Genomic DNA, 26,701 nt, shown 5'->3' with positions numbered 1-26,701 from the left:
AGGAAGTCCTGCTGGTCTGCTCTGAGGTCATGCTGACCGATCCTGCACGACCCACGAACGGCAGAAAAGCGCGGATAGTGTGCGTTGCAAAGTCGGTCATTTGACGCAACCAGCCGAGGGTTTCTGCTGCGCCGCAGCCGGCCGTTCGCTGCGACTGCGAGGTTTTGCAGCCGGTGAGCTGACACAATGCGGGACGGACCCAACTTTTGCTAATGCAGCCAGTGCTTACACAGCAATCTCTCGCGGTTGCAGCAAAAATAATTCTGCGATGCGGCCCGTGTTGGACCTGTCTCGTTTTAGTGCCGCCCCAGGTGCTCGTTTAAGCCACCTTCCGTGCGAATGCGACTGGGATCGGAATATCACATTCATCGTGCAGCGCCTCTGCTCCATCTGGCGCATAGGTGCCGCCTTCAATCCCGCTGCCCCCCCCCAGGGGTTTGCCGGTATCACAGGCCAGGCCGTTGATATCTTCGGGCTTCTGGTGCCGGTATTCATCGGCGATCCACATCATGGTCAGTTCATTGGTGTCCCTGTCGGGTGCCGGAACATTCATGCCTGAGTTCAAGAACCCATGGCGGATCAATTCCTGGGCAAAGCGCCGGGTGATTTTTTCCAGCTCATGTTCTTCCCGGTCGCGTGGGTCGATCCGCAGGGCGCCCTTGGAGCCGCCGAACGGCGGCCCCAACAAAGCACATTTATGAGTCATAAGCGCCGCCAGCGCCTCAACCTCTTCTTGATCGGTATCCGGAGAATATCGGATGCCGCCCTTTGCCGGAGGGTTTTGGGTGGAATGCACCGCGCGCCACCCTGTAAAGGAGTGCATTTTGCCACGCAGCCGCACACCGAAGCGGGTCACATAGGTCGCGTGGCAGATGCGGATTATTTCTCATCCAGCCCTTCTGGCAAATCGATTGTGGATGCTATGTCGTTAAATATGGCATTCACATCAGGCAAGAACGCACGACTCATCGGATGGCCCCCAGCAGGCGGGGCATCAAAGATGCCTTTGCGGTGCCAAAGCCGCCTCCGCCTGGGGTTTTCATGATGAAGACGTCATCGACCCCCATTTGAGTTTCATCATTCCCTTTCAGCATTTGCACATCCCCGTTGCTGCGCTTAACCGAGTTTTCACCGGGTTTGCCCGGTTCACCACCTGCTGCGCCATGGGGCACGGTTTCCCGATGCGAAGACAGCACCGTGACGGTCATCGGAGTGAGGAACCGCAGCTTGCGGATAATCCCGTTGCCGCCCGTGGTTTCCCCCGCGCCGCCAGAGTCCTGCCGGATCGAGAATTCATCCACGCGCACCGGGAACCGAGTTTCCAGAACCTCCGGGTCCGTCATGCGGGTGTTTGTCATATGGCTGTGCACCGCACTGGCCCCGTCAAAACCATCCCCTGCGCCTGTGCCACCGCAGATCGTTTCATAGTTTTGATACTCATCGTTCCCGTAAACGAAGTTGTTCATAGTGCCCTGCGAGCCGGCGATAACACCCAGAGCACCATAAAGCGTATCGGCAATGGCCTGGCTGACTTCGGTATTACCGGAGATCACCGCAGCTGGGAATTCCGGGTTGATCATTGATCCCTTTGGCATTCGAACCTCCAGCGGCTTCATGCAACCTTCGTTCATCGGGATATCGGACCCGACCAGCGTGCGGAAAACGTAAAGAACAACTGCGCGGCAAATCGAGTAAGGAGCATTGTAATTCAAAGGACTCTGATCAGAGGTGCCTTCAAAATCGATGATCGCCTTGCGCTCGACTCTGTCCACCGAAATGCTGACACAGATCTTTGCACCACCGTCCAGTGGATATTCAAACGAGCAATCCTTTAGAACATCCAGAACCCGGCGTACGCTTTCTTCGGCGTTGTCCTGCACATGGCCCATATAGGCGTGCACGACACCAAGCCCAAACTGCTCTACGATATTCTGCAGCTCTTTGACGCCCGTGGCATTTGCAGCCACCTGCGCTGCCAGATCAGCCATATTCTGATCGATGTTCCGGCAGGGATATGGTCCGCTGCCCAGCAAAGCGCGCGCTTCTGCTTCGCGCAAAGTGCCGCGATCCACCAGCAGGAAGTTGTCGATCAGGATACCTTCCTCATCAATGGTCTTGCTGTCTGGCGGGGCTGAACCCGGGGTTTTGCCACCAATATCTGCATGGTGACCGCGGGATGCTGTGACGAAGATGATGTTTTTCCCATCGGCATCAAACACCGGAGTGATGACGGTGACATCCGGCAGGTGTGTGCCGCCATTAAAGGGATTGTTCATCATGAACACATCGCCCGGGCGGATCTTGTCTGTGTTTTCGCTGAGGATGGATTTGACGCTGCCGCTCATGGACCCAAGGTGGACAGGCACGTGTGGTGCATTGGCCACCAGGTCGCCGTTGGCATCAAAGATCGCACAGGAAAAATCAAACCGTTCCTTGATGTTTACCGAATAAGCGGTGTTGGCTAAAGTTGCCCCCATTTGTTCGGCAATCGACATGAACAGGTTGTTAAACACCTCAAGCATTACTGGATCGACGGTCGTGCCAATCGCCTCTTTGCGTTCCAATGGCACAATCCGCGTCAGCACAAGGTTGCCACCTTCGCGGCATTCTGCTTGCCAACCATCTTCGATGGCATTGGTCCCAGTGGGCTCAAAAATGATTGCTGGTCCGGTGACCTTGTCACCAATGGTCAAGCCGGTTCGATCCACCATTGGAACATCTTGCCAACGGCCATTGCTATACATGGAGGCGTTCAGGTTCTTACCACGCCCTTCTTCATTGACAGGAAGCGTTACATCTTCGCCAGTGGATCCGATGGATTCTGATGTCAGAAGGTCGATGATTAGCTGATTGTAGTCCGGCACAAAGCCGAAGCGCTGCTCGTGCGCGTCCTCAAATCCTTTACGCATCTCCTCGACGGTTCCAAAAGGAACGTCCAGGGTCTGATGTGCGCCATCGGTCCTAATATGAGCTGTGCGAACAATTTGAATCGCCTCTTTGGATACACCCTGTTCCAGAACTTCGTTATGCGTTTCAGCATCCAGCCCTTTCAGAACAGTCTCCGCTTCAGAGATATTTTTGATGGGCTGCGCAAACTGGTATTCCCGCAGGGCACGTACATCCGCCAACCCCATACCGAATGCTGAGAGAACGCCCGCAAACGGGTGAATGAATATACTCTCCATGCCCAGGACATCCGCAACCTGACAGGCGTGCTGCCCCCCCGCACCACCAAAACAGTTCATGGTGTATTGGGTCACATCATAGCCGCGCTGAACACTGATCTGCTTGATCGCATTTGCCATGTTTTCCACGGCGATGCGCAGGAAACCTTCGGCAAGTTGTTCCGGGCTGCGCTCTGGTTCCCCGGTTTCTGCCGATATTTCTTTGGCAAGCGCTGTAAATTTCTCACGCACGACCGCCACGTCCAGCGGCTCGTCGCCATTGAGGCCAAACACATGCGGGAAGTGATCTGGTTGAAGCTTGCCAAGCAAAACGTTGCAGTCGGTTACGGCAAGCGGGCCGCCACGGCGGTATGAAGCCGGGCCTGGGTTTGCACCGGCGCTCTCGGGACCCACTTGCATGCGTCCGTTTGAGAAGCTGAGGATCGAGCCACCGCCAGCTGCAACAGTGTGGATGCTCATCATCGGTGCTCGCATCCGCACGCCTGCGACCTCGGTTTCAAAGGAACGTTCGAATTCTCCCGCATAGTGGCACACATCGGTAGAAGTGCCGCCCATGTCAAAACCGATGAGTTTGTTAAAACCAAGGGCTTCTGCACTGCGCACCATGCCGACCACGCCGCCAGCAGGGCCAGATAGGATTGCATCCTTACCTTGGAACAGGTTTGCATCGGTCAACCCACCATTGGACTGCATGAACATCAAGGACCTACATCCACCGCGTGTGGCACCAAGCGCATCGCTGACTTGCTGAACATATCGGCGAAGGATTGGCGACAGATAGGCATCCACAACGGTTGTATCCCCACGGGAGACAAGCTTGATCAGCGGGCTAACCTTGTGGCTAAGCGAGACCTGGGTGAAGCCGGATTGCTTTGCCATCTCGCCGATCTTTAGCTCGTTGTCCTGGAATCTGTAGCCATGCATCAGTGCCACCGCGACAGAGCGGTACCCGCGCCCGTAGGCCTGAGATAGCGCGTCGCGGACTTGACGCAGGTTCAAGGGTTCGATGACATTGCCATCGGCATCGACGCGCTCTTCAACTTCAATGACCTCTTCATAGAGCAGCTCAGGCAGCTGAATGTTCAGATCAAATAGGCGCGGCCGGTTCTGGTAGCCGATGCGCAGCAAGTCTCTCATTCCTTTGGTGATGAGCAGGATTGTCCGATCGCCTTTGCGTTCCAGAAGCGCATTGGTTGCGACGGTTGTCCCCATCTTGACTGCATCGATCGTGCCTTCGGGGATAGGGCTGTCCGCGTCCAAGCCTAGAATTTCTCGGACCCCTTGAACTGCCGCGTCTTTGTAACGCTCGGGGTTTTCGGAAAGTAGTTTATGGGACTGAAGCGTTCCGTCCGGTTTTCGTGCGACGATGTCGGTAAACGTACCGCCTCGGTCGACCCAAAATTGCCACATGGCATAGCTCCTTTGTTTGCCGGGCAACTGCCCGGCATGTTTTCTTTGGTGAAATGCGGCCCCTTAGGGCCGCGGTTATCGCTGGATGGATTCCGGAAGGTAGAGAGCGATCTGAGGGAACGCGAGTAAGGCCGCTACCATAAGCAGCATCACAAAGACGAACGGGATGGTACCCAGCATCACGTCGCTCAGTTTCCCGCTCTTACGTGCGCCTTGCACGACATAGAGGTTCAAGCCGACCGGAGGTGAAATAAGAGCCATTTCAACGAGAACGATCATCATTATCCCAAACCAAATCACATCGTACCCAAGCGCCGCGACCAGGGGCACGATGATCGGGATCGTTACAACCATCAGCGACAAGGTCTCGATGAAAAATCCGAGTACAATGTACATGCAGACAATCACCAGCATGGTCATCAATGGTGAAAACCCAAGCCCATTGAGCAGAGCCTGAAGTTCCGCGCCCAGACCGGCCGAGGCCAGTGTGAAGTTCAGGAAAGACGCCCCAATGATAACCAGCATGATCATGGAGGTGATCTTGATGGTGCCAACGATGCTCTCACTGATCATCTTGATTGAAACGCCACCAAAGGCTGCTGCGATGAGCACTGCGCCTGCAACACCAACTGCCGCTGCCTCTGTCGGAGTGGCCCACCCCATGTAGATGGTCCCGATGATAGCACCGAAAAGGATGACGATGGGGATGAGCTGAAAAAGTCCGCGGATCATCTCGGCGATCGGGAACACCCGTCGAACACCGCCCAATTCGGGTCGGATCATACAAATGAGCACAGTGATGAGCATGAAGCCCACCGCAAGCAAAAGACCTGGCATGAGACCCGCGAGAAAAAGTTGCGGGATAGATGACTGCGTCAGGAAACCGTAGACGATAAGGTTGATTGATGGCGGGATCATGATGCCAAGTGTACCGCCAGCGGCGATGGCCCCTGAGAAGAGCTTTGGGTCATACCCGAGCTTTTCAGCCTGTGGCATGGCGACCGTTGCGACGGTCGCGGCCGTCGCGACAGACGAGCCCGAAATGGCCGAAAACATCGTCGAGGTAGCCACATTCGCGTGGACCAGCCCCCCTGGCATCCAAGACACCCAACGGTCCAGCGCGGCGTAAGTTCTGTTGGCGATACCGCTGCGGACCAGGACCTCACCGAGCAAGACAAAGAATGGAATGGCGATCAATGTGGCATTGTTTGATGTCGACCAGACCAAGTTTCCGAGTCCTCTGGTCAGCGGAAAAGGGCTGAAGAATGCGTCGATTCCGAAACCAAGGAGGAATAACACGATCCCAACAGGGATTGAGAGCGAAAGCAGGGCCAGCAGGCCGACTGAAATTGACCAAATCATGTGTGGATCTCCGCGTCTTCTTCGCCGACGATCCCGACGGCAGCTTCGGATTTTTCAAATTCACCGCGCAACACCAGCATGACTGCGGCGACCAACGTGAGCCATGCGATGAACGCAAACCAAAGCCAGCCCGCAAACCACGGTAGTTGAACCAGTGCCAGAGGTGTCTCCAGCGGTGTATTGGCGCGCGAACTGTTTATGATTGACCGCTCAACGACAGGCCAGGACCTGATGGCAATCACGGTGACGGTGCTCGACAAGACGAACAGAGAGAACAGGTCAAAGAGGGACCGTCCGAGGGCGTTGACACGCCCCCGGAGAATATCGATCCGAATGTGACTGAGTTCGAGCAGGGCAAATCCCATACCCCAGGACGTAACAACAGCCATGACGTAGCCACTTATTTCATCAGTTCCGCCGAGAGTGCCTCCCAACTGCCTGATCATGATTTCAGCGATGATGAACACGACACATGTCAAGAGCAGAACACCAATCAGCATTGCTACTGCTCGATTGAGCCGCTTCATCGTCGCAAGTATTTTCTCGGGCATTCAAAGCACTCCCAGGGAACTATCTGTTATTCTACGGCAACAGACACGCCGACGACTTGACCGACGCTAGTGTTCCACCGCTCGGCCCAATCAGCACCGGCGCGTTCAGCCCACGCCGGGAGAACTTCGCTGACCAGGGTTTCCCTCGCGTTGTTGAAGTCTTCTTCCGAAACTTCGACAAGCTTCATGTTACGCGTTTCGCCAGATGGGCACTCGCCATTCCCTGTCAAGCAGGCGATGTCATTGACCAGCGCGTCTTGAGCGACTTCCCATGCAGGCTCCTCAAATTCGGCTGACACCTGGGTTTGGATCAATTCCTGAGTTTCGGTGCTTAGAGAATTCCATTTGTCCAGATTGATGGCGGTGACCACCGGATCCCAACCACCCAAGGGGATGGCCAAAAGATTGGTAGATACTTCCCACCACCCAGAGCTGTAGCCAGATCCGGCACCAGTTACCGCGCAATCGACCACCCCTTTCTGGAGAGCACCAGGTACTTCGGCAAAGCTGACGTTGACACCCTCAGCTCCAAGGGCTTCGAGGAACTTGGCGGTCATACGCCCAGAGGCACGGACCTTTAGGCCTTTGAGGTCAGCAAGAGAGTTCACGTCACCATTGCAGAATACGACCTGTGGTGGGTAGGGCGCGATCGCCAGAACGTGACTGTTGAAGCGGTCCCGATAGATGTCGCTAACCATCGGACGTGCAGCATCGACCATCGCGCGAGCTTCGTCGGCCGTAAGTGCAAGCAGCGGCACATCCAGACCTTCGAGTTCTGGCGCATCGGCCACTGCATAGTCGCCAACTGTCATTGCAACGTCATAAACGCCGTCCCCGAGCAGACGGAAAACGTCTCCAACCCCAAGGTTCATTTGGTTGTGCGTGGTCAGGCTAACGTTGATTGATCCACCGGAAGCTGTTGGGAGGGTTTCCGACCAGAAAGGTGCTTCAAATTGTTTGTGAAGTGGCAAGCCGGACCAACTGCCGACGACAGCCAAATCTTCTGCGATTACAGGCGATGCAAGCAATGCGGTTGCCGCCAGATATGCAGTGAATTTTCTCATCTTAGTTCTCCTGTTTGGACTTAGTTTGATTGATGATTGTCGGGTGCTAAGATCGGATTCTCTGCATCCTGCGGTATATCGGTAATCAGCATATGACCCGGCTTATGTGTGATGCAGAGAGGGAGTTTGGCCTGCTCGATAGCTGCCTGTGGAGTAACGCCGCAGGCCCAGAAAACGGGTATAAACCCGGCTTCCACTGGCGCTGGATCGCCCCAATCAGGGAGGTTAACGTCTTGAATCCCGATTTCCGCAGGATCGCCCCAATGCACTGGTGCCCCATGCGCAAGGGGGTAGTTCTTAGAAATGGAGATTGCGGTTTTTAGCTGATCTTCAGGAATTGCCCGCATGCTGACGACCATCGGACCGCCAAACGGTCCCGATGGAACGGTTTCGATTGATGTGCGGAACATTGGCACTGTTTTGTTATTATTAATGTGCCACAGTTGAATGCCTGCATCATTGAGTGAATGCTCGAATGTGAAAGAGCAGCCCAGAGCAAATGCGACCAAGTCGTTGTGCCAGATGTCTCGAATGTTCCCGACAGTGCTTTCCAGCTTCCCGTCACGATAAATATTGTAAGCCGGAACATCAGTACGAATATCGATGTCCCTGCCCATGGTGAACATCTTTGGATTCCCAGTGTCGGAGACACCGGTCAACGGACATGGCTTGGGGTTGCGTTGGCAGTAGCGCATGAAGTCCAGGGCGGACTCTGAGGGCATGATTGCGATGTTGGCTTGAAGAAATCCGTTACCCAGCCCAGCTGTGTGAGAGTGGTAGCTGTCGCGGCGAATAACGTCTCGAATTTCTGCTAGAGGTTTTTGGACAAGTTCTGCATGTGAGATTGGCAAAGTACGATTCCTCCCAGTGGTGGGAGTATCGATCTGGGTTAACATAAAAACAAATTAAAAAGATCTTCGCAATCCCATTAAAGTTTTTTATCATCGAAGCTTCGTGCAGTGGCGCTTGCGATGGCCGCTGCGGTTTCTAGTAGATGGCTCTTTGGTTCACCGAGGAAAGACGCTGAGAATTTCAGGGGGTTTGGGCGCCACCCAGGATCGAACTCGCAAATTCGCCCTTCAGATACGAAGCGCTGCCCCAAGACACGCGGCAATGCAGCGACGCCCAAGCCAGATTCAACTAAGCGAAAGCAAGCTGACAGCGAAGAGGAGGGGAAGAGTGAGTAGTTTGGACCCAAATGTTCAAGAAGTTCAGAGCGCAATTCCCGAAAAGGACGCGTATTTCTTGCATATGTAAATATGGGCTTTTCTAGGTATCGAGACGGTTGGTCGTTGGAGCTTTGGTCACTTTCGGCTCGGTACCAGGCAAGATCCACTTCTGGTAACTCGACGTTGTCGACAGAGTACTCAGAAATTGGCCCTAGTAAGACGGCAAGGTCGATCTCTCTATCAAGCAACATTGTACGGAGGTTGACCGATATATCGACGTTGATCTCGATTTCGAGGGCAGGATACATTCGATGAAGCTCTTCAATGAATAACGGTAACCAGCATTGAACGATAGTTTCGGAAACTCCTAGGCGAAGATGGCCCTCGATACCTGAGGGATCCATAACATCTCGTTGCACGAGCTCTGAAAGCTGTTCGAACTGTTTTGCATAGCGGGCGAGAATATCCCCTCTCTTGGTCAAAAGAACGCCTCCACTCGTTCTTTCAAACAACTCCACGCCCAAGGTGTTTTCTAGGTTTTTGATCCGCGTAGTCACGGCTGGTTGTGTCAAGCCTAGCTCATCGGCTGCCTTGCTAAATCCACCGAGGCGCACGACGGTCAGAAATGCCCGTATTTGTTCTAAGTTGAGACGAGTGTTCATTTGGTTCTGTTCCTGTCTTCTCCGATAGAGGTCGTTCGGAAAATGCTTCATTGAGGCTTACTGTGTTCGCCGCGCAAGGTATCGTATAAATTTCATTTATGAAATTTGAGATTTTTTTTGATTTTTATTGATGTTCGGCAACGTCGATAGGTTCGAGGGGCAGTCATCTAACCTTCGTCACAGCAAAGGATCACATTCATGCCCCGGAAAATACTAGTACCGATCGCACCGGATCACCCGACCTCCAGTGACGAAGTGCTCAGTCGGGCCAAAAAGCTTGTTAAAGAGTGGGGGAAACATTGCCTTGACCGTGATGGAGATGTGGCCCGAGAAATATGAACAGTTGAGCTAGGTGGATTTCCCGTTCCTCATCCGGCAGTGTGCCGGGACGAAGGAACAACGATGGCAAGGCGACCCAGACGGAACCACAGCCCTGCATTCAAGGTGAAAGTCGTATTGGCAGCTTTGAAGGCGTTGTTGCAGAACTCTGAGTGTTAAGGATTCACATCACGAATCCATGCGGTTAGACCGGGCAGATGAGCAAGCCCGCACCTGCCCGCTACCGTACGACGAATTGGTTCAGCTACAACGATGCGCTCAGAAAGCGCGGGTCGCTTCTGATCTGGTTGGACAAAGAGATGACCTGGCTCGCGCCGCATGATGGCAGCCCCGGTCGCCCATCTGGAGCTGGCCACGGCGGTGCAGATCCTGGTCGAGACCTGCGATCTGCCGTTGGAGACGGCGCTGGAGATGGCCACGAGCCGACCGACGGATTTGATCAGGCGGCCCGATCTGGGGCGCTTGTAACCCGGCGCGCGCGCCGATGTGCTGCATCTGAACGACGCGCTGGAGCTGCAGCAGGTCTGGCAGGGCGGGCTGGCGCTGTAGTTGCTGTTGCGGCGAGTCGCTCTACGATGTCTTATACGGTGAAATTTGGCGCCAATTGTTTTGCTGGTTCCGGACGCCCTGCTGGTCTGCGCTGAGGTCATCGTTGCTCCTTTCTGCAACGCAGCTATATTGCGAATATGAAATGGATTGTCCTCGTTTGTGGAATATTACTCATCTTTGCAGCTTGGCTAATCGTTCAAGTGGGCAAAGGCGTGTTCTTCACCCATAGCGGTTTTGCGGAGTGGGATGAGGAGTTATTGGCAGCGTATCGAGAATGTTGTTTTATGACCGATTTGCGATCAGCAGTACCCTTCGCTTTGCTTGGATTAGTATTGCTTGGGTTCGTAGCGTGGAAATTCTTGCGGAATTATGCTAACCGATCGCAATCATCACACTTAAGAGAGCAACATCCGCTTGTTCCGCCTGGCCACTCCCTTCTGAAGACTCTCCGCATGTTTTGATCAAATTATTTGCCCGCAGAGGAATGGATAGGCTAAGTCTCTGTCAGAACACTCTGCCGTGCCTTGGCAGGGGGATGTCCCGCAGATTGCGGGCGGACTGACAGGAGTGCCCATGACACCGCTTGCAGGTTTGAAGGTGGTCGAGCTGGCCCGTATTCTTGCGGGGCCATGGATTGGCCAGTCGCTTGCCGATCTGGGGGCGGAGGTCATCAAGGTCGAAAGCCCCGATGGGGATGATACCCGTCGCTGGGGCCCGCCTTTTATCGAGCGCGACGGTGATAAAACAGCGGCCTATTACTATGCGGCGAACCGGGGCAAGTCCTGCGTTACTGCGGATTTTCGCACTGAAGACGGCAAACAGACGGTGCTGGAGCTGATCCGGGATGCCGATATCCTGATCGAGAATTTCAAGGTCGGCGGGCTGGCGAAATACGGGCTGGATTATGACAGTCTGAAAGCGGTCAATCCACGTCTGATCTACTGTTCGGTGACCGGCTTTGGGCAGGATGGGCCTTATGCGACGCGGGCGGGCTATGATTTCCTGTTGCAGGGCCTGTCCGGGCTGATGTCGATCACCGGTGCGCCGGAGGGTGAGCCGCAGAAGGTTGGGGTGGCGATCACCGATATTGTCACCGGGCTTTATGGCACCATCGGCATTCTGGCAGCGGTGGAACAGCGCCATAGAACCGGGCGGGGGCAGCATATCGACATGTCACTGCTGGATTGCGCCACCGCGATGCTGGCCAATCAGAACATGAACTATCTGGCAACCGGCACCAGCCCGACCCGGATGGGCAATGAGCATCCCAATATTGCGCCCTATCAGGTGATGGCGGTGCGCGACGGGCATGTGATCCTTGCCGTTGGCAATGACGGCCAGTTTGCGCGGCTCTGCGAGGTTTTGAATATGGCGGCGCTTGCGGTTGATCCGCGCTTTACCTCCAACCAGCTGCGGGTGGCCAACCGGGGCGAATTGACACCGATGCTGGCGGCAGCGCTGGCGCAATGGGGGCAGGCGGATCTGTTGGCGGCGCTGGAGGCCGCGACCGTGCCTGCGGGGCCGATCAACACCATTGGGCAGGCGTTTGAGGACCCGCAGATCAGGCACCGCCAGATGCAGATTGCGCCGGAGGATGTGCCGGGCGTGCGTGGTCCTTGGGTGTTTTCCGATGCGGAGCTGGCGCTGGAGAAATCCGCGCCAATCCTGCCGGTGGCGCAGGATATGTCGCAGGGAGACTAGACCTCCGGATCGCCTGCCGATTGGGTGGGCGGCAACAGCTTGAGATTGAGCCATACAGGAAGAGGGCGCGCCATGGCGATGGAGATCACCGGAGTTGAACATCTGTGGATCCCGCTGCCAGATGGGCGTCGGCTGGCGGCGCGGATGTGGCGGCCAGCGGCAGAGGGGTGTTATCCTGGGATCCTGGAATATCTGCCCTATCGCAAACGAGACGGCACCGCGCCGCGCGATGCCACCACGCATCCGGTCTTTGCGGCTGAGGGCTATGTCTGCCTGCGGGTGGATATCGCCGGCACGGGCGATAGCGAGGGGGTGTTTGACGATGAGTATTCCGAACAGGAGCTGAGCGACGGCGAGGCGGTGCTGGCCTGGCTTGCGGCGCAGGCCTGTTGCGATGGGAATATCGGTATGATCGGGATTTCCTGGGGCGGCTTCAACGGCTTGCAGCTGGCCGCGCGTCAGCCAGAGGCGTTGAAGGCGGTGGTCAGCGTGGCCTCAACCGTGGATCGCTATGCCGATGATATCCATTTTATGGGGGGCTGCCTGCTCAGCGATAATGCCAATTGGGCCTCGCAGATGTTTGCCTATCAAACCCGCCCGCTGGATCCCGAGCTGCGCCCGGACTGGCGCGAGGCCTGGGTGGAGCGGATCGAGACGCTGCCGTTTATGGCCGCAGACTGGCTGCGTCACAGTCGGCGGGATGATTTCTGGAAACACGGTTCCATCTGCGAGGATTGGTCTGCGATCAAGGTGCCAGTGCTGGCGATCACCGGCTGGGCCGATGCCTATGTGAATGCACCACCTGCACTGGCGGCCCATATGCAGGCGCCCGCCAAGGCGCTGATCGGCCCGTGGGAGCACCGCTATGCCCATATTTCCAAGCTGGAAGGGCATGATTTCCACGGCGAGGTGCTGCGCTGGTTTGATCGCTGGCTGAAGGGCGTAGACAGCGGCGCGGAGGATCTGCCGGATTATCGCACCTACATGCAGGAGCATTTCAATCCGACCAAGGAAAACAAACCCCGGCAGGGGCGCTGGATTGCTGAGACTGCATGGCCCTCCCCGAATGTGCGCGAGGTGGCGCATCATCTGGGACAGCAGGGTACGTTGCAGGCGGTGCCGGGTGCGGGGGAGGTTGTGGTATCCAATCCAGCAACCCTGGGCATGGGGAGCGGGTATTTCTGCGCAGGTATGCGGATCGACAATGAACTGCCGGACGATCAGGCGGGTGATGATGCGCTGTCGGCCTGTTTCGATACGGCACCGCTGGACATCCCGCTGGAGTTGCTGGGGCGGGCGCGGCTGCGGCTGGCGTTCTCTGTCGACAGACCGGTGGCGCAGGTGATGGCGCGGCTGTGTGATGTGGCCCCGAATGGCGTGTCGCAGCGCATCACCTATCGGGGACGCAACCTATGCCATGATGAGAGCCATGAGAACGCGGCGCGGCTGGTTCCCGGCAGGCGCTATGAGGTGGAGTTTGCGCTTAATGAATGCGCGCATCGTCTGAGGGCTGGGCATAAGCTGCGGCTGGCGCTGTCGACCTCCTATTGGCCGATCATCTGGCCCGCGCCCGAGCCTGTGGCGCTGACCCTGCATCTGGTGGGCTGCGCGTTGATCCTGCCGGAACGTTTGGTCGCTGAGGAGGTCGAGGCGCAGGCGCCAAGCGCCGCGCGGGATTATCCGACCTATCAGGCAGAGGTCACCCGCGCGCCCTCCGGCACATCGAACACCTATGAAGAGGCCGACGGCACGCTGGTGCTGGAAACTTTTGATGACTATGGTGCGGCCATTGACCCGGTGCATGGGATGGAGGTCGGCAGCCATGTCGCCATGCGCTATGCGGTGCATCCGGATGATCCGGCCAGCGCCACCTTTACCAGCCAGTGGCGGTTTACATTCGCGCGCGGTGACTGGCAGGTGCAGGTCGATACCGACAATGAGATGCGCGGTGATCGGGAGGATTTCCATCTCTGGCGCAGGGTTGTCGCCTGCGAAGGTGCCGGGCAGACCGAAGTCTGCGTTAAGGAATGGAGCGAGAGCCTGCCGCGCGATTGTTTGTGATTTCGCATCAAATCCTGTTAAAAATCGCTGTTTTTCCCCGGATTGACCCCCAGTTCGCCACGGTTTGGCCACGTTCTGTGACCAGAAACGGAACTGCGCGTTAACCATTTCGGGTGAGAATACCCCCCTTGAGATGTTTTCATCGCGCTGGAATGCCGGGCGGATGGTCCCCCGGTTGTGAGCAGACGATAAACAGAATTGGGGCGAGAAGGTGCATCTATCCGTTGTTGTACCCTGCTATAATGAGGAAGAGTCCATCCCCCTGCTGGTGGATCGGTTGGTGCAGGCAATCGAACCCTGGGCGGAGCGGGCCGAGATCATTCTGGTCGATGATGGCTCCAGCGATGAAACCTGGGCCGCTATGGAAGCGGCGCATAAGCGTCATCCGGTGGTGCGGGGCATCCGTCTGTCGGCCAATCGCGGCCATCAGGTTGCGCTGACGGCTGGGCTGGAGGCGGCGACCGGCGCGCGGATTTTCATGCTGGATGCCGATCTTCAGGATCCGCCGGAAATTCTGCCCGACATGATGATGATGATGGATCGCGGCTATGACGTGGTCTATGGCCGCCGCGCCGAGCGCCAGGGGGAAACCCTGTTCAAGAAGGCGACGGCCTATCTGTTCTACCGTTTTCTCAATACGCTGTCGGATGTGGATATCCCCAAAGACACGGGCGATTTCCGCCTGGTCAGCCGTCGCTCGCTGGATGCGGTGCTGAAAATGCCGGAACGCGCGCGGTTCATCCGCGGCATGTTTGCCTGGGCCGGATTTCACCAGATTGGTCTCGAATACATCCGCGAAGCCCGTGTCGCGGGGGAAACCAAATATCCGTTCAAGGCGATGCTGCGCTTTGCCACCGATGCGCTGACCGGGTTCTCCACCAAACCGCTGAAAATGGCCACACGGCTGGCGTTTTTCAGCCTGTTGGTGACCGTGCTGATGGCGATTTATGTCTTTGGCTCGCTGATCCTGTTCAACACCGTTGCCGGTTGGGCCTCGGTTCTGCTGGCGATCTCTTTCTTCTCCGCGATCCAGCTGCTGACGCTGGGGATCCTCGGCGAATATGTCGGACGGCTTTATATGGAGAGCAAACAGCGCCCGCTGTATTTCCTGTCGCAGCAGACCGGGCATCCCGCCGCCCATGCGGTCGATTTCATCGGCGACAGCCGCGCCGTAGCGGCGCCACTGGCTGAACCGGACCAAAAAGAAGCGTCATGATCCGCGCCGCCGTTCAGAAAGATCTCGGCCAGTTGATCCGCTTTGCCATTGTCGGCGTCTCGGTTGCAGCGCTCTATGTGCTGGCGTTCCTGGGGTTCCTGCATATCGGTCTGGCGGCGGGGCTGGCCAATGCGCTGGCTTTTGGCCTGGCGGTTCTGGCGCAATATGTCGGCCAGACCGTCTGGACGTTCCGCCAGAAGCTGGGCCAGCCGGACCAGGCGCTGCGGTTTGGCTGCACGGTCGGCCTTGGGTTTGTGACTTCAGCGCTGCTGACGGGTGTCATCGGTCCGATGCTGGGCTGGCCGGAGTGGCTGGCGGCAACCACCGCCGCAGTCTGGCTGCCGGTTCAGAACTACCTGTTTTTCAAGATCTGGGTCTACGCCGGACACGGCGCGTAAAGAGGAGTGGCAAGAAATGTCGCATGTGTATTCAAATGAATTCTACGATTACATCGAGGCCGGCGCGCGCAGCTCGGCGAAGGCGCTGATCGCGGCGGTGCAGCCCTGGCTTGGCGCGCGGAGCGTGCTGGATCTGGGCAGCGGTCGCGGTGTCTGGCTCAGTGAATGGGCGAATTCCGGCGTTGCTGACATCGCCGGGGTGGACGGCGATTATGTGGATCGTAACCGTCTGGCGATCCCGGCGGGGTGTTACCATGCGGCGGATCTGACTGGCGAGTTTGATCTGGGTCGGCGGTTCGAGCTGGCGCAGAGCCTGGAGGTTGGTGAACATCTGCCGACGGCGGCCTCCGCAACCTTGGTTGCGGGGCTGACGCGCCATGCCGATCGGGTGCTGTTTTCGGCGGCTGTTCCGGGGCAGGGCGGCGAGTTTCATATCAATGAACAGCCGCTGTCCTTCTGGCAGGATCTCTTTGCCGCGCGGGGCTATCGGGCGTTTGACTGCGTACGCCCGGCGCTGAGAGAGGCCGAGGGGGTAGAACCCTGGTATCGCTACAATACTGTGCTCTATGTGAATGAAGCGGGGCGTGCGGGTCTGCCGGAGGAGGTTCTGGCAACGGAGCTTTTGGCGGGGCAGCCGGTGCCGCCTGCGGGCAATCTTGGCTGGCGGCTGCGCCGGGGTGTGGTGTCGCTGATGCCGCAATTGATGGTGACCCGGATCGCACAGATCCGCGCTGCGATCATCGCGCGGCAGGCGCGGGCGGCAGGGCTGGTGGGTGCGGATACGGCAAAGGGCACAATATAATGACACTGGTGATGGACAGCCCGGTTGTGGCGCGCCGGGACGCTGCAACGCCCCTGCTGGCGACAATTGCGGTGGCCTTTTTCGGGCTGCTGATCGCGGCGGTGTTCCAGCTGCCGGATCCGCTGATCCGTCACGATGATTACCCTGCGCTGTTTGGCGATGCAGAGACCTATTATGTCAAAACCCTGATGGAGGGGCGCTGGGTCAATTACCTGTGGCACCTGCGCGAGACACTGTTACCGAGCTGGGCCAACTATCTGATCTACAACGGGTTATGGGCGGTGGTGCTGGGCTGTCTGGCGCATAATGCGCTGGGGGCCGGGGCGCCGCTATGGCGCAAGGGCGCGGTGGCGCTGATTGCGGGGCTGTCGGCGCCTGCGCTGCTGATTTCACTGTGGTTCAACACGCTGATCCCGGGCATGGCGATCCTTGCCATCTATGCGCTGGCGACCACGCAACTGTCGGACCGGGCCTGCCGCTGGCTGCTGGTGCCCTTTGTGCCGCTGGCGCTGACCGCCTATACGACCTATCCGTTCTTTCTGCTGGCGCTCTGTCTGACCCGTGCGGACACGCAGCGCTCTGCCCGGGATCTGGCATCGCTGCTGGGGCTGTTTATCCTGTGTTTTGCGCTGGCGATGGCGTCGATCTATACGCTGAACTACCTGTTTCACGGTGTCTTCGGGATCCCGATGGCGGAGTGGCGGATGCCGAAGCCGGCGCATGATCTGGCATCGCTGCTGGCAAATATCGGGCTGATTGGTGATTTCCTCGGCAGCTCGGCCTCGCTGGTCTCGTTCCACTTCCTGCCGCTGACCGTATTTCAGGTGGCGCTGTTTGGCTGGGCCGTCTGGCTGGTCGGCAGATCCGACCCCTGGCGCGCGATCTATCCGCTGGCGGGGATCTGCCTCGGGATGGGGCTGATCTTTGTGCAGACGATCAAGACCGGCATCACCCTGCCGCCGCGTGTCTCCGGCTTTGTATGGCTGTATTACGCGGTGCTGCTGGGGCTGCTTTCGCAGGAATTGGCGGCGCGGGGCGGCGTCTGGGACCGCATCGGACGCAATCTCCTGGCTTTTGTGGCGCTGATCTATCTGGCGTTCAACCTGCTCCAGCATCGCGATGTGACCGCCTGGCAAGCCGACAGCCGCAGGATGGCCGATCAGATCCTCGCGGTGGAAGGTCCGATCTATGTCACCGGCACCTATCTGTCGCTGCCATCGGGCAAGAAATCCGGCTTGCAGCACGATCTGTCGGTGGCCTTTCGCCTGACGCAACTGACCGGGCGTGATGTGGTGATCTGCGCGATGACACCGACGGCCTGCGCCCATCTGCCGGTGGAGGTTCAGGCCGGTGCCAAGGGGCCCGACTATGAGGTGCGCAATCTGGACGTGGGCAGCGTGGTGATGTTGTCGGCAACGCCGATCCGTGCGGCGGCGCATAACGTGCCTGCGGGCGGCTGAGGACGGCGCAAAGAACATCAAACGAGAAACGGGGGCGTGCAGGCCCCCGTTTTTCTGAACAGGTCCGGTCAAGAAACCAGAAGGTGCGAAGACCTCAGAAGTCGAGACCGAGATCCAGCGTCTGCGCCGAATGGGTCAGCGCGCCGGAGGAGATATAATCAACCCCCGTGGCTGACACCTCGGCAATGCGGTCGCGGCGCATATTGCCGGAGGCTTCGGTGACCAGATGACCTTTGGCCATCGCCACGGCCTTCGTCAGGGTTGGCGTGTCCATATTGTCGAGCAGCACCACATCGGCGCCGCCCGTCTCCAGCACCTCCTGCAACTGTTCGAGGGTGTCCACCTCGATCTCGACCTTCATCATGTGGCTGACGTTGGCCGTGGCTGCGCGCAGGACGGCGGCGACACCGCCTGCGGCGGCGATGTGATTGTCCTTGATCAGGATCGCATCGGAGAGACCGTAGCGGTGGTTGTATCCGCCCCCATGTAGCACGGCCTGCTTTTCGACCATGCGCAGACCGGGTGTGGTCTTGCGGGTGCAGGTGATGCGGGTGGCGGTCCCCTTGGTCTCTGCCACGAAGGAGGCCGTCAGGCTGGCGATGCCAGAGAGGCGGCCTGCAAAATTCAGCGCCACACGTTCGCCCGAGAGGATCGACGCGGCTGATCCTGCGATGGTCATCAGGGTCTGACCGGGAGTGCAGGGGCTGCCGTCAGCCACGCGCGTTTCGATCTTCAGCGAGGGATCAACCAGATGAAAAGCGATGCGGGCAATCTGCATACCGGAGATAACGCCGGTATCGCGCGCATTGAGCCGGGCCTCATAGGTGGTGCCTGCCGGGATCACCGCGCGGGTGGTGATATCCCCGCTCTGGCCGAGGTCTTCCAGCAAGGCAGCGCGGACCAGCGGTTCCAGGATCAGGTCGGGCAGAGTGGCAAAGGACGGGGTCATAGCGGATCCTTGACGGCGGCGGCGCGGATCGCACGCGCCTCGGTGAGGGTAATACGAGTGCGATGGGCCTGCGCCGGGTCGGCCTCAGGATAATCGTCGCGGAAATGGCCGCCCCGGCTTTCGCGGCGGTCCAGCGCGGCGGCAGCAATCAGGGTGGCGGTGGCGCACATATTGGCAAAGCTCTCGTCGTCGCCGAACTCTGCCAGCAGCTCCTCGATCGTTCTGAGGGCGGTTTTCAGCCCGGCTTCGTCGCGGCGAACGCCGACATGGGCAGTCATGGTTTCGCGCAGGCGGGCGATGGCGCTGGCCGGGGCGGCGGGCGTTGTGGCAGGGGCGAAACTGAGGGACAGTGCAGGCGACGTGCGCATCTGGTCCGGTTGCGGGCCAAGTGTTGCGGCAATGTCCCGGGCAGCGGTGCGGGCATAGACCAGAGCCTCCAGAAGCCCGTTGGAGGCAAGCCGATTGGCGCCATGCAGCCCGGTCGAGGAGGCTTCGCCACAGACCCAGAGACGGCCGAGGCTGGCCCGCCCCTGCATGTCGGTGTCGATCCCGCCCATGTGATAATGGGCGGCAACCGCCACCGGGATCGGGTCCGCAACGGGATCAATACCGGCGCGGGCGCAGGTCTCAGCCACGGTTGGAAAGCGGGTCAGCACCTCGGCGCCAAGAGCTTCGCGGGTGTCCAGCATCGGGCGACGGCCGGCCTGGGTTTCGGCAAAGATTGCGCGGGCGACGATGTCACGGGGGGCCAGTTCGGCGTCCGGGTGCGCGGCCAGCATGAAGCGGATGCCGTCCTTGTTGATCAGCGTGGCGCCATCGCCGCGCAGCGCCTCGGTGGCGAGAGGCGCGGGGTCTTCGCCGATGTCAAAGGCGGTGGGGTGAAACTGGACAAATTCAGGATCAGCAATGCGGGCACCGGCGCGGGCGGCAAATCCGATCACCTGGCCCCGGATGCGGGGCGGGTTGGTGGTATGCGCAAACAGCCCCCCGGAACCGCCCCCCGCCAGAAGGATCGCAGGGGCGCGGATCAGCACGGGCACCGAGGTGCCGCCAGCATCGCTGACCCAGACGCCGGTGACGCGGTCGTCTGCCACCTCCAGCCGCACGGCCTGGGTGCCTTCGTGGACCTGAACCGAGGCTGTGGCGCGCACTGCGGCGATAAGCGTTTCCATGATCTGCCGACCGGCCTGATCGCCTTTCACCCGGACAACACGAGCCATGGAATGGGCGGCCTCGCGGCTCATGACAAAGCCGCCGTCAGCGGTGCGATCAAAGGGTGTGCCAAGGTCGGTCAGATCGAGAATATGATCCTGGGCAACCTGTGTGACCATGGCGGCGACCTCGGCGTCGACAGTGCCAGCACCGGCGCGCACCGTATCGGTGGCGTGGGCGGCAGGGCTGTCGGCCTGATCCATCGCGGCGGCAACGCCGCCCTGCGCCCAAGCCGAGCTGGCGCCCTCGCCAAGTGTTTCGGGTGAGATCATCAGCACCGGCCGCGGGGCCAGTTCGAGGGCGGCATAGAGCGCGGCCATCCCCGCGCCAACGATCACCACGCGATCAGTGTCACAGGCGGCGGTGGCTTCGGTCAGAGCCTGCACATCCAGCTGGGCCTCTGCCGTGTTGTCGGCCTGATGGTCAGAGACGACCTTGGCGCCGGGGGTGTCCAATGATCAGATTCCCAGTTTCTGGCTGAGATCAATCATCCGCTGCACCGCCACACGGGCCTTTTCGGCGACCTCGGGATCGACTTCGACCGGTTCGGACATCGTGTGCAGCGACCAGAGGATTTTCTCCAGCGTGATTTTCTTCATGTAGGGGCACATGTTGCAGGGGCCGACGAATTCAACCTCCGGCAATTGGTCGGCAATGTTCGAGGCCATCGAACACTCGGTGATCAACATCGCCTTTTCGGGCTTTTCGTCGGTCACATATTTGATGATGCCACTGGTGGAGCCGGAGAAATCGGCCTCATTCACCACATCCGGCGGGCATTCGGGATGCGCAATCAGCCGGGTGCCGGGGTTCCATTCGCGGAAATCGCGCAGGTCCTTGGCGGTGTATTGCTCGTGCACGATGCAGGAGCCTTCCCACCAGACCACGTTCTTTTCCGGCACCTGCTGAGCGATGTTCTGCGCCAGATACTGGTCCGGGGTCATGATCACCGTGTCGGCGTCCTGTGCGGCCACGATCTGGGCCGCGTTGGAGGAGGTGCAGCAGATATCGGAGGCGGCTTTGACCTCGGCCGTGGTGTTCACATAGGTGACAACCGGCGCGCCGGGATATATAGCCCGCATCTGGGCAATGCCCTCTGCGGTGATCGATTCCGCCAGCGAACAGCCGGCCTCCATATCGGGGATCAGCACGATCTTGTCGGGGCTGAGGATCTTGGAGGTTTCAGCCATGAAATGCACACCGCATTGCACGATGACGTCGGCCTCCACCTTGGTGGCCTCCATGGCGAGCTGGAGGCTGTCGCCCACCACGTCGGCGACCCCGTGGTAGATTTCAGGCGTCATGTAGTTATGTGCCAGAATCACAGCGTTGCGTTCTTTTTTCAAGGCGAGGATGGCGGCGACATAGGGCGCGTAGGTGGCCCAGTCGACGGGGTTCACCACCCGGTCCATCTTGGCGTAGATCTCTGACATCTCTGCGGCCAGAGCAGGATTTGGCGCAAGGTCATAGTGATTGGCGAGCTGATCGCGCATGGTTTGCAGATCGAACATGGCATTTCCTCAAAGCTGCGCCTGACGTGGCACTTTGGGGAATTCTTGTTTCATGTTCACATTTAGCACGCAAGCGAGTGCAGCCGCTTTGTTGCGTAAAAACCGGAAATCCTGGTGCAAATCGGTGGCAATCGGGGCGCATCGGCAACCTGACGCTGGGGGCGGCGCCAAGACCATCTGACCATCGGGCGATGTCAGCGCAAACAGTGCGCGGTCAATTTGTCCAATTTTCACACCCGGTGTCGTTTTTGTCTATTGGGCGGGCTGATATTGTGGTTTGCAGATAGCGTTCACATAGTATCGGGAAGCGGTAAGACCGGTCCCACAAGGGAGAAAATCCGCCTCCATGTCTGATCTCTGGGAAGGATTGGTCCAGGCCTTTTGGCTGGTGGTCACGCTGGATGGCGATCTGGTCGAGATCACGCTGCGTTCGTTGCGGGTCACTTTGACCGCGTTGCTGGTTGCCTCGGTGATTGCGCTGCCGCTGGCGGCGCTGCTGTCGGTGCGCCGGTTTCGCCTGCGTCGGGTCACTATTGCGGTGCTCAACGCCCTGATGGGGCTGCCGCCGGTGGTCGTGGGGCTGGTGGTCTATGTGCTGCTGTCGCGGGCCGGTCCGTTCGGGGTACTGGGGCTGCTGTTCACCCCGACCGCGATGATCATTGCGCAGGTGATCATCATCGTGCCGCTCATCGCCTCGATCGCGCATCAGTCGCTGCGCGATCTGTGGAGCGATTACCACGATCTGCTGATTTCGCTGAATGCCAGCCAGAGCCAGCGCATTGCCACGCTGCTGTGGGACGGGCGGCGGGCGCTGCTCACGGCGGCGCTGGCCGGGTTTGGTCGCGCGATCGGTGAGGTTGGGGCGATCATGATCGTTGGCGGCAATATCGACCATGCCACCCGGGTGCTGACGACGGCGATTGCGCTGGAGACCGGCAAAGGGGATTTTGCCATGGCGCTGGGGCTTGGCTTTGTGCTGATCGCATTGGCGGTGGCGGTGAATCTGACCATCCACTGGCTGGGTCAGACCGAGAGCGAGGGCCGCTGGTGAGCAAGGTGAGCAGTCTTTTTCCGCTGGTTGTCGATGCGGCGCAGGTGCGCCGTCGTGGCAAGACACTGATCGGTCCGGTGGATCTGCGGCTGGACGGACAGGGGACGACCATCGTGATCGGACCGAATGGTTCGGGCAAGACCTCCCTGCTGAAGATGCTGCATGGCATCCTGCGACTGGGGCAGGGGCGGATCAGCTGGGGCTGCGCCATGGCCGAAGCCCAGCGGCGCCAGGCCTTTGTGTTTCAGACGCCGGTGATGATGCGCCGCTCTGTGGTGGAAAATATCGCCTATCCGCTGCGGCTGAACCGGGTGCCCCGCAAGGTGGCGCTGGCCGAGGCCGAGATCTGGGCTGAGCGGATCGGTCTGGGCGGCGATGCGCTGCACCGGCCTGCGGTGCTGCTGTCGGGCGGTGAGCGGCAGAAACTGGCGCTGGCACGGGCCCTGATCCGCAAGCCGCAGCTGCTGTTCCTGGATGAGCCTTGCGCCTCGCTCGACGGGCGCGCCACTCGCGAAATCGAGGAGATCCTGACCGAAGCGGCAGCGGCAGGCACCCGGCTGATCATGTCGACCCACAATATGGGTCAGGCGCAGCGTCTGGCGGATGAGGTGCTGTTTGTTCTGCACGGTCAGATTGCCGAGTTTTCAGCGGCGGAGGCATTTTTTACTCGGCCCCATACCGAACAGGGCCGCGCATTTCTAAGAGGAGATATTGTCGAATGAAACGGATTGTGCTGGGGGCACTGGCTGCGCTGACAATGGGGACGGCGACGCTGGCGGAGGAGATGAAGCTGGCGGTGACCACATCCTTCCACAACTCCGGTCTGGCAGAGGTTCTGCTGCCGCAGATCAAGTCGGATCTGGGTCTGGAGGTGCAGCTGTTGGTGGTGGGCACCGGTCAGGCGATCCGTCTGGGCGAGGCGGGCGATGTGGATGCGATTCTGGTGCATTCGAAGAAGGCCGAGGAGGCGTTTTTGGCAGGCGGCAACGGCACCCATCGCCGCGAGATCATGTATAATGATTTCGTCTTTGTAGGCCCCAAGGCGGACCCGGCGGGCATTGGCCGCGCGCAGTCGGCAGCGGAGGCACTGCAAAAAGTGGCCGCATCCGAGGTGGCTTTTGTCAGTCGCGGCGATGACAGCGGCACCCACAAGAAAGAGCTGAGCCTGTGGGCCGCGGCGGATCTGTCACCTGACGGATTTGGCGGCTGGTACAACGCTGTTGGCGCAGGCATGGGGGCAGCGCTGAATACAGCCTCTGGCATGGGGGGCTACATCATGTCGGACCGCGCAAGCTGGCTCAATTTCGCCAACAAGGGCGATCTGGCGCTGCTCTATGCGGGGGATCCGGTGCTGTTCAACCAATATGCCTATCTGCCGGTCAACCCGCAGAAACACCCCCATGTGAAGGCAGAATCCGCAGCCCGGCTGGAAGGGTGGCTGGTGTCGGATACCGCCAAGGAGCTGATCAACGGCTACCAGATCAATGGCGAGGCGCTGTTTGTGTTCAACGCGGCGCCATAGGCGATAGCGGCATCCACAGCGGTTGCAATGTGCAGACGCCGCGCCTGAGCGCGGCGCCTGGCCCAACGGGAGCGGGGGGCTTTGACCCGCCGCACTCCGGGCGGGAGGGGCCGGTTGCGGGCTTCGCGCCGTGCGTGGTCAATCAGTCGTCGGTCACATGGATGGCGAATTGTTCCAGGCCCGCCTCCTGCGGCTCGATGCTGCGATAGCTTTCCTTGACGCCCGCCTCTGTCAGCTCGCGCATCACCGTCAGCAGCGTATTGGGCGCGTGATCGGCGCAGAGTTCCGCCATATGTGCCAGCTCTTCCGCAGCCACCGGGTGGGCGGCGGCCAGATCCGGGGCGCCGTAGTAGCTGACGAAATGCGCGGCCAGCAGATCGGTGAGGCCTGCCAGCTCGCTCTCCTCGATCCGCGTCACCGCAACAAAGGTGACACGCCCGCCGGTTTCCAGCCCCATCCAGCCATTGGCAAAGGCCTGGCGCTGCTTGCCGATCAGGTCGGCCTCTTCCCAGTTGGAAAACTCAAACCCGCCCGAAATACACCATTCGCCGGTGCGGGCCGGGCTGGCAAAGACGTTCTGATCGCTCTCGTCGAAATGAATGGCGCGGGCAAGCTGCATCACGGTGTCTCCAGTAGGGTGGTCAGGGGGATCAGATGGGTTGTCGCCTCGTCCCGCAACAACAGGCCGAAATCTTCGTCCACGCCAAGGAAGGTGCCATTCAGGCCCGCATGGGTGACGGTTTCGCCAATATCCTGGGCAAGGCCGCGCCAGGTCGTGTGCACCGGCTCCGTGCCGTCCTCTTCCCAGCGGTTGATCCAGTGCAGCGCGTGGCGGGCCCAGCTTTCCAGCAACTGGCCTGCATCCACATCGGCGCAGCCCTCGGCATAAAGCGCGGTATCCTCGGGACGATCGCCGGTTTCCCCGTCGCTCGGCGGCCAGAGCGGCAGGTCGAGGCCGATGACCAGCCAGTCTGGCACCTCTGATGGCGCGGTTGTACTGGCGGCGGCACGCAGCCGGCCGCAGCGCCCGCCGTTGATGCGCAGACCGCCGTCCCATTGCAGATGCACCGCCACCTCGGGCGGGGCCAGCGCGCCAAGGGCGTTTTGCAGTGCAATACCGCAGACCGGAAGCATGGTCATGGCCTGCCGCAGGGCAACCTCGGGCGCAAAGACAAAGGCCGCCTGAAGCCGGTCATGCAGCAGGTTATGCACCACCAGACCTGCGTCGCAGCCCAGAACCGCCTTCTGACAGGCGATGGCAAAGGGATCGTCGGCCCCGCTGAGCGCAAGCCCCTCCATCAGGGGGGGGAAGCTGAGGTCGCTCATTTCGGCCATCGGATCAGGCCTGACCCTTGGCGATCAGATCTGCCGCCAGATCATGGAACGCCTTGGCCTGCGCGCTGTCGGGTTTGCTGACCGCAATCGGCGCGCCACCGTCGGCGGCAACGCGCACATCCAGATGCAGCGGGATCTCCGCCAGCAGCGGCACATTCAGTTTCTCAGCCTCGGCAGCAACGCCGCCATGGCCAAAGACATGTTCCTCATGCCCGCAGTTGGAGCAGATATGCGTGGACATGTTTTCCACCATGCCGATGATCGGCACGTTGAGTTTCTGGAACATGTCGATGCCCTTGCGGGCGTCGATCAACGCCACGTCCTGCGGGGTGGACACCACGATGGCGCCGTCCACATGCGCCTTTTGCGCCAGCGTCATCTGCACATCACCGGTGCCCGGCGGCAGGTCCACGATCAGCACGTCCAGCGCGCCCCATTGCACCTGCATCATCATCTGCTGGAGGGCCCCCATCAGCATCGGGCCGCGCCAGACAACCGCCTGATCCTCGTTGGTCATCAGGCCGATCGACATCATGGTGACCCCGTGGTTGCGCATCGGCAGGATGGTTTTACCATCCGGGCTGGCGGGCCGACCGGAGACCCCCAGCATCCTGGGCTGCGAAGGGCCGTAGACATCAGCATCAAGCAGGCCGACACGGCGGCCCTGAGCGGCCAGGGCACAGGCGATATTCGCCGAAACCGTGGACTTGCCGACGCCGCCCTTGCCGGAGGCAACCGCGATGATCCGGTCGACGCCGGGAATTTTCTGCGGCCCCTGCGGCTGGGCGGCCGGTTTGGGCTTCAGGTCGGGCGGCGCCTTTTCGGAATGGGCCGTCAGCATGGCCGAAACCTTGCCCGCGCCGGGCAGCGCCGTCACCTTGGCGTCGGCTTCATCGCGCACGGGCGCGTAGATATCGGATTTGGCCGGGTCGATTTCCAGCACAAAGCGGACTGTGCCCTCTTCGATATTGAGCGCGCGGACGATGCCAGCGGCGACAATATCGCTGCCGGACACCGGGTCTTTGATGGTCTTGAGCGCCTCTAGGACAGTTTCACGAGTGAGGGACACGCCGGGGTTGCTCCTTATTGGGGCGAGCTTGGTCTAAGCTGGCTTGATTGTTTTTGATGGCCTGCGGGGCTTTTGGCCCCGGCTGTAACGGCTCTTGACGGGGATGTAGGTGGTTTCCTAGCA

At 59.6% G+C, this 26,701-nt stretch carries 24 protein-coding genes and 1 pseudogene; 12 read left to right on the top strand and 13 right to left on the bottom strand.

Going from position 1 to position 26,701, the window contains the following annotated elements; translation table 11 throughout:
- Nucleotides 1-319: 319 nt before the first annotated feature.
- The 7 genes from VWY34_RS06500 to VWY34_RS06470 all read right to left on the bottom strand — a co-directional run bounded on the left by VWY34_RS06500 (nucleotide 320) and on the right by VWY34_RS06470 (nucleotide 9,403).
- On the bottom strand, nucleotides 320-796 hold the full coding sequence (locus VWY34_RS06500) for a Glu/Leu/Phe/Val dehydrogenase dimerization domain-containing protein (RefSeq protein ID WP_416544673.1): 477 nt from the start codon (nucleotides 794-796) through the stop codon (nucleotides 320-322).
- Nucleotides 797-965: 169 nt separating this feature from the next.
- Complete coding sequence (locus VWY34_RS06495) at nucleotides 966-4,595, bottom strand: hydantoinase B/oxoprolinase family protein (RefSeq protein WP_416544672.1); 3,630 nt, start codon at nucleotides 4,593-4,595, stop codon at nucleotides 966-968.
- Between the two features lie 75 nt (nucleotides 4,596-4,670).
- Nucleotides 4,671-5,957 (bottom strand): TRAP transporter large permease, encoded by a 1,287-nt coding sequence (locus VWY34_RS06490; protein WP_416544671.1) that lies wholly within the window; start codon nucleotides 5,955-5,957, stop codon nucleotides 4,671-4,673.
- Nucleotides 5,954-6,508 carry a TRAP transporter small permease subunit gene (locus VWY34_RS06485; RefSeq protein ID WP_340547435.1) on the bottom strand — a complete coding sequence of 185 codons (555 nt, stop codon included), beginning with the start codon at nucleotides 6,506-6,508 and terminating at the stop codon, nucleotides 5,954-5,956. The genes VWY34_RS06490 and VWY34_RS06485 overlap by 4 nt, the downstream gene beginning before the upstream one ends.
- Before the next feature lie 26 nt (nucleotides 6,509-6,534).
- Nucleotides 6,535-7,572: a TRAP transporter substrate-binding protein gene (locus VWY34_RS06480; RefSeq protein ID WP_416544670.1), complete on the bottom strand. Its 1,038-nt coding sequence runs from the start codon at nucleotides 7,570-7,572 to the stop codon at nucleotides 6,535-6,537.
- A gap of 20 nt (nucleotides 7,573-7,592) precedes the next feature.
- Nucleotides 7,593-8,468 carry a putative hydro-lyase gene (locus VWY34_RS06475; RefSeq protein ID WP_416544669.1) on the bottom strand — a complete coding sequence of 292 codons (876 nt, stop codon included), beginning with the start codon at nucleotides 8,466-8,468 and terminating at the stop codon, nucleotides 7,593-7,595.
- A 32-nt stretch (nucleotides 8,469-8,500) separates the two neighbouring features.
- Nucleotides 8,501-9,403 (bottom strand): LysR family transcriptional regulator, encoded by a 903-nt coding sequence (locus VWY34_RS06470; protein ID WP_416537524.1) that lies wholly within the window; start codon nucleotides 9,401-9,403, stop codon nucleotides 8,501-8,503.
- Nucleotides 9,404-9,939: 536 nt separating this feature from the next.
- Here VWY34_RS06470 and VWY34_RS06465 point away from each other — a divergent pair.
- From VWY34_RS06465 to VWY34_RS06425, 9 genes and pseudogenes are all read left to right on the top strand, one after another.
- Nucleotides 9,940-10,083: pseudogene (locus tag VWY34_RS06465) on the top strand (IS5/IS1182 family transposase); the annotation flags it as partial.
- Nucleotides 10,061-10,210 carry a hypothetical protein gene (locus tag VWY34_RS06460; protein WP_340547540.1) on the top strand — a complete coding sequence of 50 codons (150 nt, stop codon included), beginning with the start codon at nucleotides 10,061-10,063 and terminating at the stop codon, nucleotides 10,208-10,210. The pseudogene VWY34_RS06465 and the gene VWY34_RS06460, both read left to right, overlap by 23 nt.
- A 218-nt stretch (nucleotides 10,211-10,428) precedes the next feature.
- Nucleotides 10,429-10,752, top strand: a complete 324-nt coding sequence (locus VWY34_RS06455; RefSeq protein ID WP_416558539.1) for a hypothetical protein — start codon at nucleotides 10,429-10,431, stop codon at nucleotides 10,750-10,752.
- A gap of 112 nt (nucleotides 10,753-10,864) precedes the next feature.
- The gene (locus tag VWY34_RS06450) at nucleotides 10,865-11,992 is read left to right on the top strand and encodes a CaiB/BaiF CoA transferase family protein (protein WP_416544668.1); all 1,128 of its coding nucleotides are present in this window, start codon (nucleotides 10,865-10,867) and stop codon (nucleotides 11,990-11,992) included.
- A gap of 72 nt (nucleotides 11,993-12,064) precedes the next feature.
- Nucleotides 12,065-14,053, top strand: coding sequence for a CocE/NonD family hydrolase (locus tag VWY34_RS06445; RefSeq protein WP_416544667.1), 1,989 nt, complete (start codon nucleotides 12,065-12,067; stop codon nucleotides 14,051-14,053).
- Between the two features lie 211 nt (nucleotides 14,054-14,264).
- Nucleotides 14,265-15,269: a glycosyltransferase family 2 protein gene (locus VWY34_RS06440; protein WP_416544666.1), complete on the top strand. Its 1,005-nt coding sequence runs from the start codon at nucleotides 14,265-14,267 to the stop codon at nucleotides 15,267-15,269.
- The gene (locus VWY34_RS06435; protein WP_340547428.1) at nucleotides 15,266-15,667 is read left to right on the top strand and encodes a GtrA family protein; all 402 of its coding nucleotides are present in this window, start codon (nucleotides 15,266-15,268) and stop codon (nucleotides 15,665-15,667) included. The genes VWY34_RS06440 and VWY34_RS06435 overlap by 4 nt, the downstream gene beginning before the upstream one ends.
- A 16-nt stretch (nucleotides 15,668-15,683) precedes the next feature.
- Nucleotides 15,684-16,469, top strand: a complete 786-nt coding sequence (locus VWY34_RS06430; protein ID WP_416537519.1) for a hypothetical protein — start codon at nucleotides 15,684-15,686, stop codon at nucleotides 16,467-16,469.
- Nucleotides 16,469-17,929: a hypothetical protein gene (locus VWY34_RS06425; RefSeq protein WP_416544665.1), complete on the top strand. Its 1,461-nt coding sequence runs from the start codon at nucleotides 16,469-16,471 to the stop codon at nucleotides 17,927-17,929. The genes VWY34_RS06430 and VWY34_RS06425 overlap by 1 nt, the downstream gene beginning before the upstream one ends.
- Before the next feature lie 94 nt (nucleotides 17,930-18,023).
- Here the strand turns inward: VWY34_RS06425 and nadC are convergent, their stop codons facing one another.
- The 3 genes from nadC to nadA are packed head-to-tail and all read right to left on the bottom strand — an operon-like array spanning nucleotide 18,024 to nucleotide 21,601.
- Nucleotides 18,024-18,878, bottom strand: coding sequence for a carboxylating nicotinate-nucleotide diphosphorylase (gene nadC / locus VWY34_RS06420; protein ID WP_416542968.1), 855 nt, complete (start codon nucleotides 18,876-18,878; stop codon nucleotides 18,024-18,026).
- A complete protein-coding gene (locus VWY34_RS06415) occupies nucleotides 18,875-20,545 on the bottom strand; it encodes an L-aspartate oxidase (RefSeq protein ID WP_416544664.1) in 1,671 nt (556 codons plus the stop codon). The genes nadC and VWY34_RS06415 overlap by 4 nt, the downstream gene beginning before the upstream one ends.
- Before the next feature lie 3 nt (nucleotides 20,546-20,548).
- Nucleotides 20,549-21,601 carry a quinolinate synthase NadA gene (nadA, locus tag VWY34_RS06410; RefSeq protein ID WP_416544663.1) on the bottom strand — a complete coding sequence of 351 codons (1,053 nt, stop codon included), beginning with the start codon at nucleotides 21,599-21,601 and terminating at the stop codon, nucleotides 20,549-20,551.
- Between the two features lie 346 nt (nucleotides 21,602-21,947).
- Here nadA and VWY34_RS06405 point away from each other — a divergent pair, with 346 nt between their 5' ends.
- The 3 genes from VWY34_RS06405 to VWY34_RS06395 are packed head-to-tail and all read left to right on the top strand — an operon-like array spanning nucleotide 21,948 to nucleotide 24,174.
- Nucleotides 21,948-22,652, top strand: coding sequence for an ABC transporter permease (locus VWY34_RS06405; RefSeq protein ID WP_340547422.1), 705 nt, complete (start codon nucleotides 21,948-21,950; stop codon nucleotides 22,650-22,652).
- A gap of 5 nt (nucleotides 22,653-22,657) precedes the next feature.
- On the top strand, nucleotides 22,658-23,374 hold the full coding sequence (locus VWY34_RS06400; RefSeq protein ID WP_416544662.1) for an ATP-binding cassette domain-containing protein: 717 nt from the start codon (nucleotides 22,658-22,660) through the stop codon (nucleotides 23,372-23,374).
- On the top strand, nucleotides 23,371-24,174 hold the full coding sequence (locus VWY34_RS06395; RefSeq protein ID WP_416544661.1) for a substrate-binding domain-containing protein: 804 nt from the start codon (nucleotides 23,371-23,373) through the stop codon (nucleotides 24,172-24,174). The genes VWY34_RS06400 and VWY34_RS06395 overlap by 4 nt, the downstream gene beginning before the upstream one ends.
- Before the next feature lie 142 nt (nucleotides 24,175-24,316).
- Here the strand turns inward: VWY34_RS06395 and VWY34_RS06390 are convergent, their stop codons facing one another.
- The 3 genes from VWY34_RS06390 to apbC are packed head-to-tail and all read right to left on the bottom strand — an operon-like array spanning nucleotide 24,317 to nucleotide 26,578.
- Nucleotides 24,317-24,793 carry a DUF6505 family protein gene (locus VWY34_RS06390; RefSeq protein WP_340547419.1) on the bottom strand — a complete coding sequence of 159 codons (477 nt, stop codon included), beginning with the start codon at nucleotides 24,791-24,793 and terminating at the stop codon, nucleotides 24,317-24,319.
- The gene (locus VWY34_RS06385; RefSeq protein WP_340547535.1) at nucleotides 24,793-25,500 is read right to left on the bottom strand and encodes a DUF4444 domain-containing protein; all 708 of its coding nucleotides are present in this window, start codon (nucleotides 25,498-25,500) and stop codon (nucleotides 24,793-24,795) included. Before VWY34_RS06385 ends, VWY34_RS06390 begins: the two co-directional genes overlap by 1 nt.
- Nucleotides 25,501-25,513: 13 nt before the next feature.
- Nucleotides 25,514-26,578, bottom strand: coding sequence for an iron-sulfur cluster carrier protein ApbC (gene apbC, locus VWY34_RS06380; RefSeq protein WP_340547418.1), 1,065 nt, complete (start codon nucleotides 26,576-26,578; stop codon nucleotides 25,514-25,516).
- Nucleotides 26,579-26,701: the final 123 nt, after the last annotated feature.

Origin of the sequence: Phaeobacter sp. JH20_02, assembly GCF_048056915.1 — a bacterium.
Taxonomy (GTDB): domain Bacteria; phylum Pseudomonadota; class Alphaproteobacteria; order Rhodobacterales; family Rhodobacteraceae; genus Phaeobacter; species Phaeobacter bryozoorum.
This window is presented reverse-complemented; position numbering and strand designations above follow the sequence as displayed.

Excerpts from the sequence above, each read along its gene's own strand:
- VWY34_RS06495 (WP_416544672.1), bottom strand. The coding sequence starts at position 4,595 with ATGTGGCAATTTTGGGTCGACCGAGGCGGTACGTTTACCGACATCGTC.
- VWY34_RS06490 (WP_416544671.1), bottom strand. The coding sequence starts at position 5,957 with ATGATTTGGTCAATTTCAGTCGGCCTGCTGGCCCTGCTTTCGCTCTCA.
- VWY34_RS06485 (WP_340547435.1), bottom strand. The coding sequence starts at position 6,508 with ATGCCCGAGAAAATACTTGCGACGATGAAGCGGCTCAATCGAGCAGTA.
- VWY34_RS06480 (WP_416544670.1), bottom strand. The coding sequence starts at position 7,572 with ATGAGAAAATTCACTGCATATCTGGCGGCAACCGCATTGCTTGCATCG.
- VWY34_RS06475 (WP_416544669.1), bottom strand. The coding sequence starts at position 8,468 with ATGTTAACCCAGATCGATACTCCCACCACTGGGAGGAATCGTACTTTG.
- VWY34_RS06470 (WP_416537524.1), bottom strand. The coding sequence starts at position 9,403 with ATGAACACTCGTCTCAACTTAGAACAAATACGGGCATTTCTGACCGTC.
- VWY34_RS06460 (WP_340547540.1), top strand. The coding sequence starts at position 10,061 with ATGATGGCAGCCCCGGTCGCCCATCTGGAGCTGGCCACGGCGGTGCAG.
- VWY34_RS06455 (WP_416558539.1), top strand. The coding sequence starts at position 10,429 with ATGAAATGGATTGTCCTCGTTTGTGGAATATTACTCATCTTTGCAGCT.
- VWY34_RS06450 (WP_416544668.1), top strand. The coding sequence starts at position 10,865 with ATGACACCGCTTGCAGGTTTGAAGGTGGTCGAGCTGGCCCGTATTCTT.
- VWY34_RS06445 (WP_416544667.1), top strand. The coding sequence starts at position 12,065 with ATGGCGATGGAGATCACCGGAGTTGAACATCTGTGGATCCCGCTGCCA.
- VWY34_RS06435 (WP_340547428.1), top strand. The coding sequence starts at position 15,266 with ATGATCCGCGCCGCCGTTCAGAAAGATCTCGGCCAGTTGATCCGCTTT.
- VWY34_RS06430 (WP_416537519.1), top strand. The coding sequence starts at position 15,684 with ATGTCGCATGTGTATTCAAATGAATTCTACGATTACATCGAGGCCGGC.
- VWY34_RS06425 (WP_416544665.1), top strand. The coding sequence starts at position 16,469 with ATGACACTGGTGATGGACAGCCCGGTTGTGGCGCGCCGGGACGCTGCA.
- nadC (WP_416542968.1), bottom strand. The coding sequence starts at position 18,878 with ATGACCCCGTCCTTTGCCACTCTGCCCGACCTGATCCTGGAACCGCTG.
- nadA (WP_416544663.1), bottom strand. The coding sequence starts at position 21,601 with ATGTTCGATCTGCAAACCATGCGCGATCAGCTCGCCAATCACTATGAC.
- VWY34_RS06405 (WP_340547422.1), top strand. The coding sequence starts at position 21,948 with ATGTCTGATCTCTGGGAAGGATTGGTCCAGGCCTTTTGGCTGGTGGTC.
- VWY34_RS06395 (WP_416544661.1), top strand. The coding sequence starts at position 23,371 with ATGAAACGGATTGTGCTGGGGGCACTGGCTGCGCTGACAATGGGGACG.
- VWY34_RS06390 (WP_340547419.1), bottom strand. The coding sequence starts at position 24,793 with ATGCAGCTTGCCCGCGCCATTCATTTCGACGAGAGCGATCAGAACGTC.
- VWY34_RS06385 (WP_340547535.1), bottom strand. The coding sequence starts at position 25,500 with ATGAGCGACCTCAGCTTCCCCCCCCTGATGGAGGGGCTTGCGCTCAGC.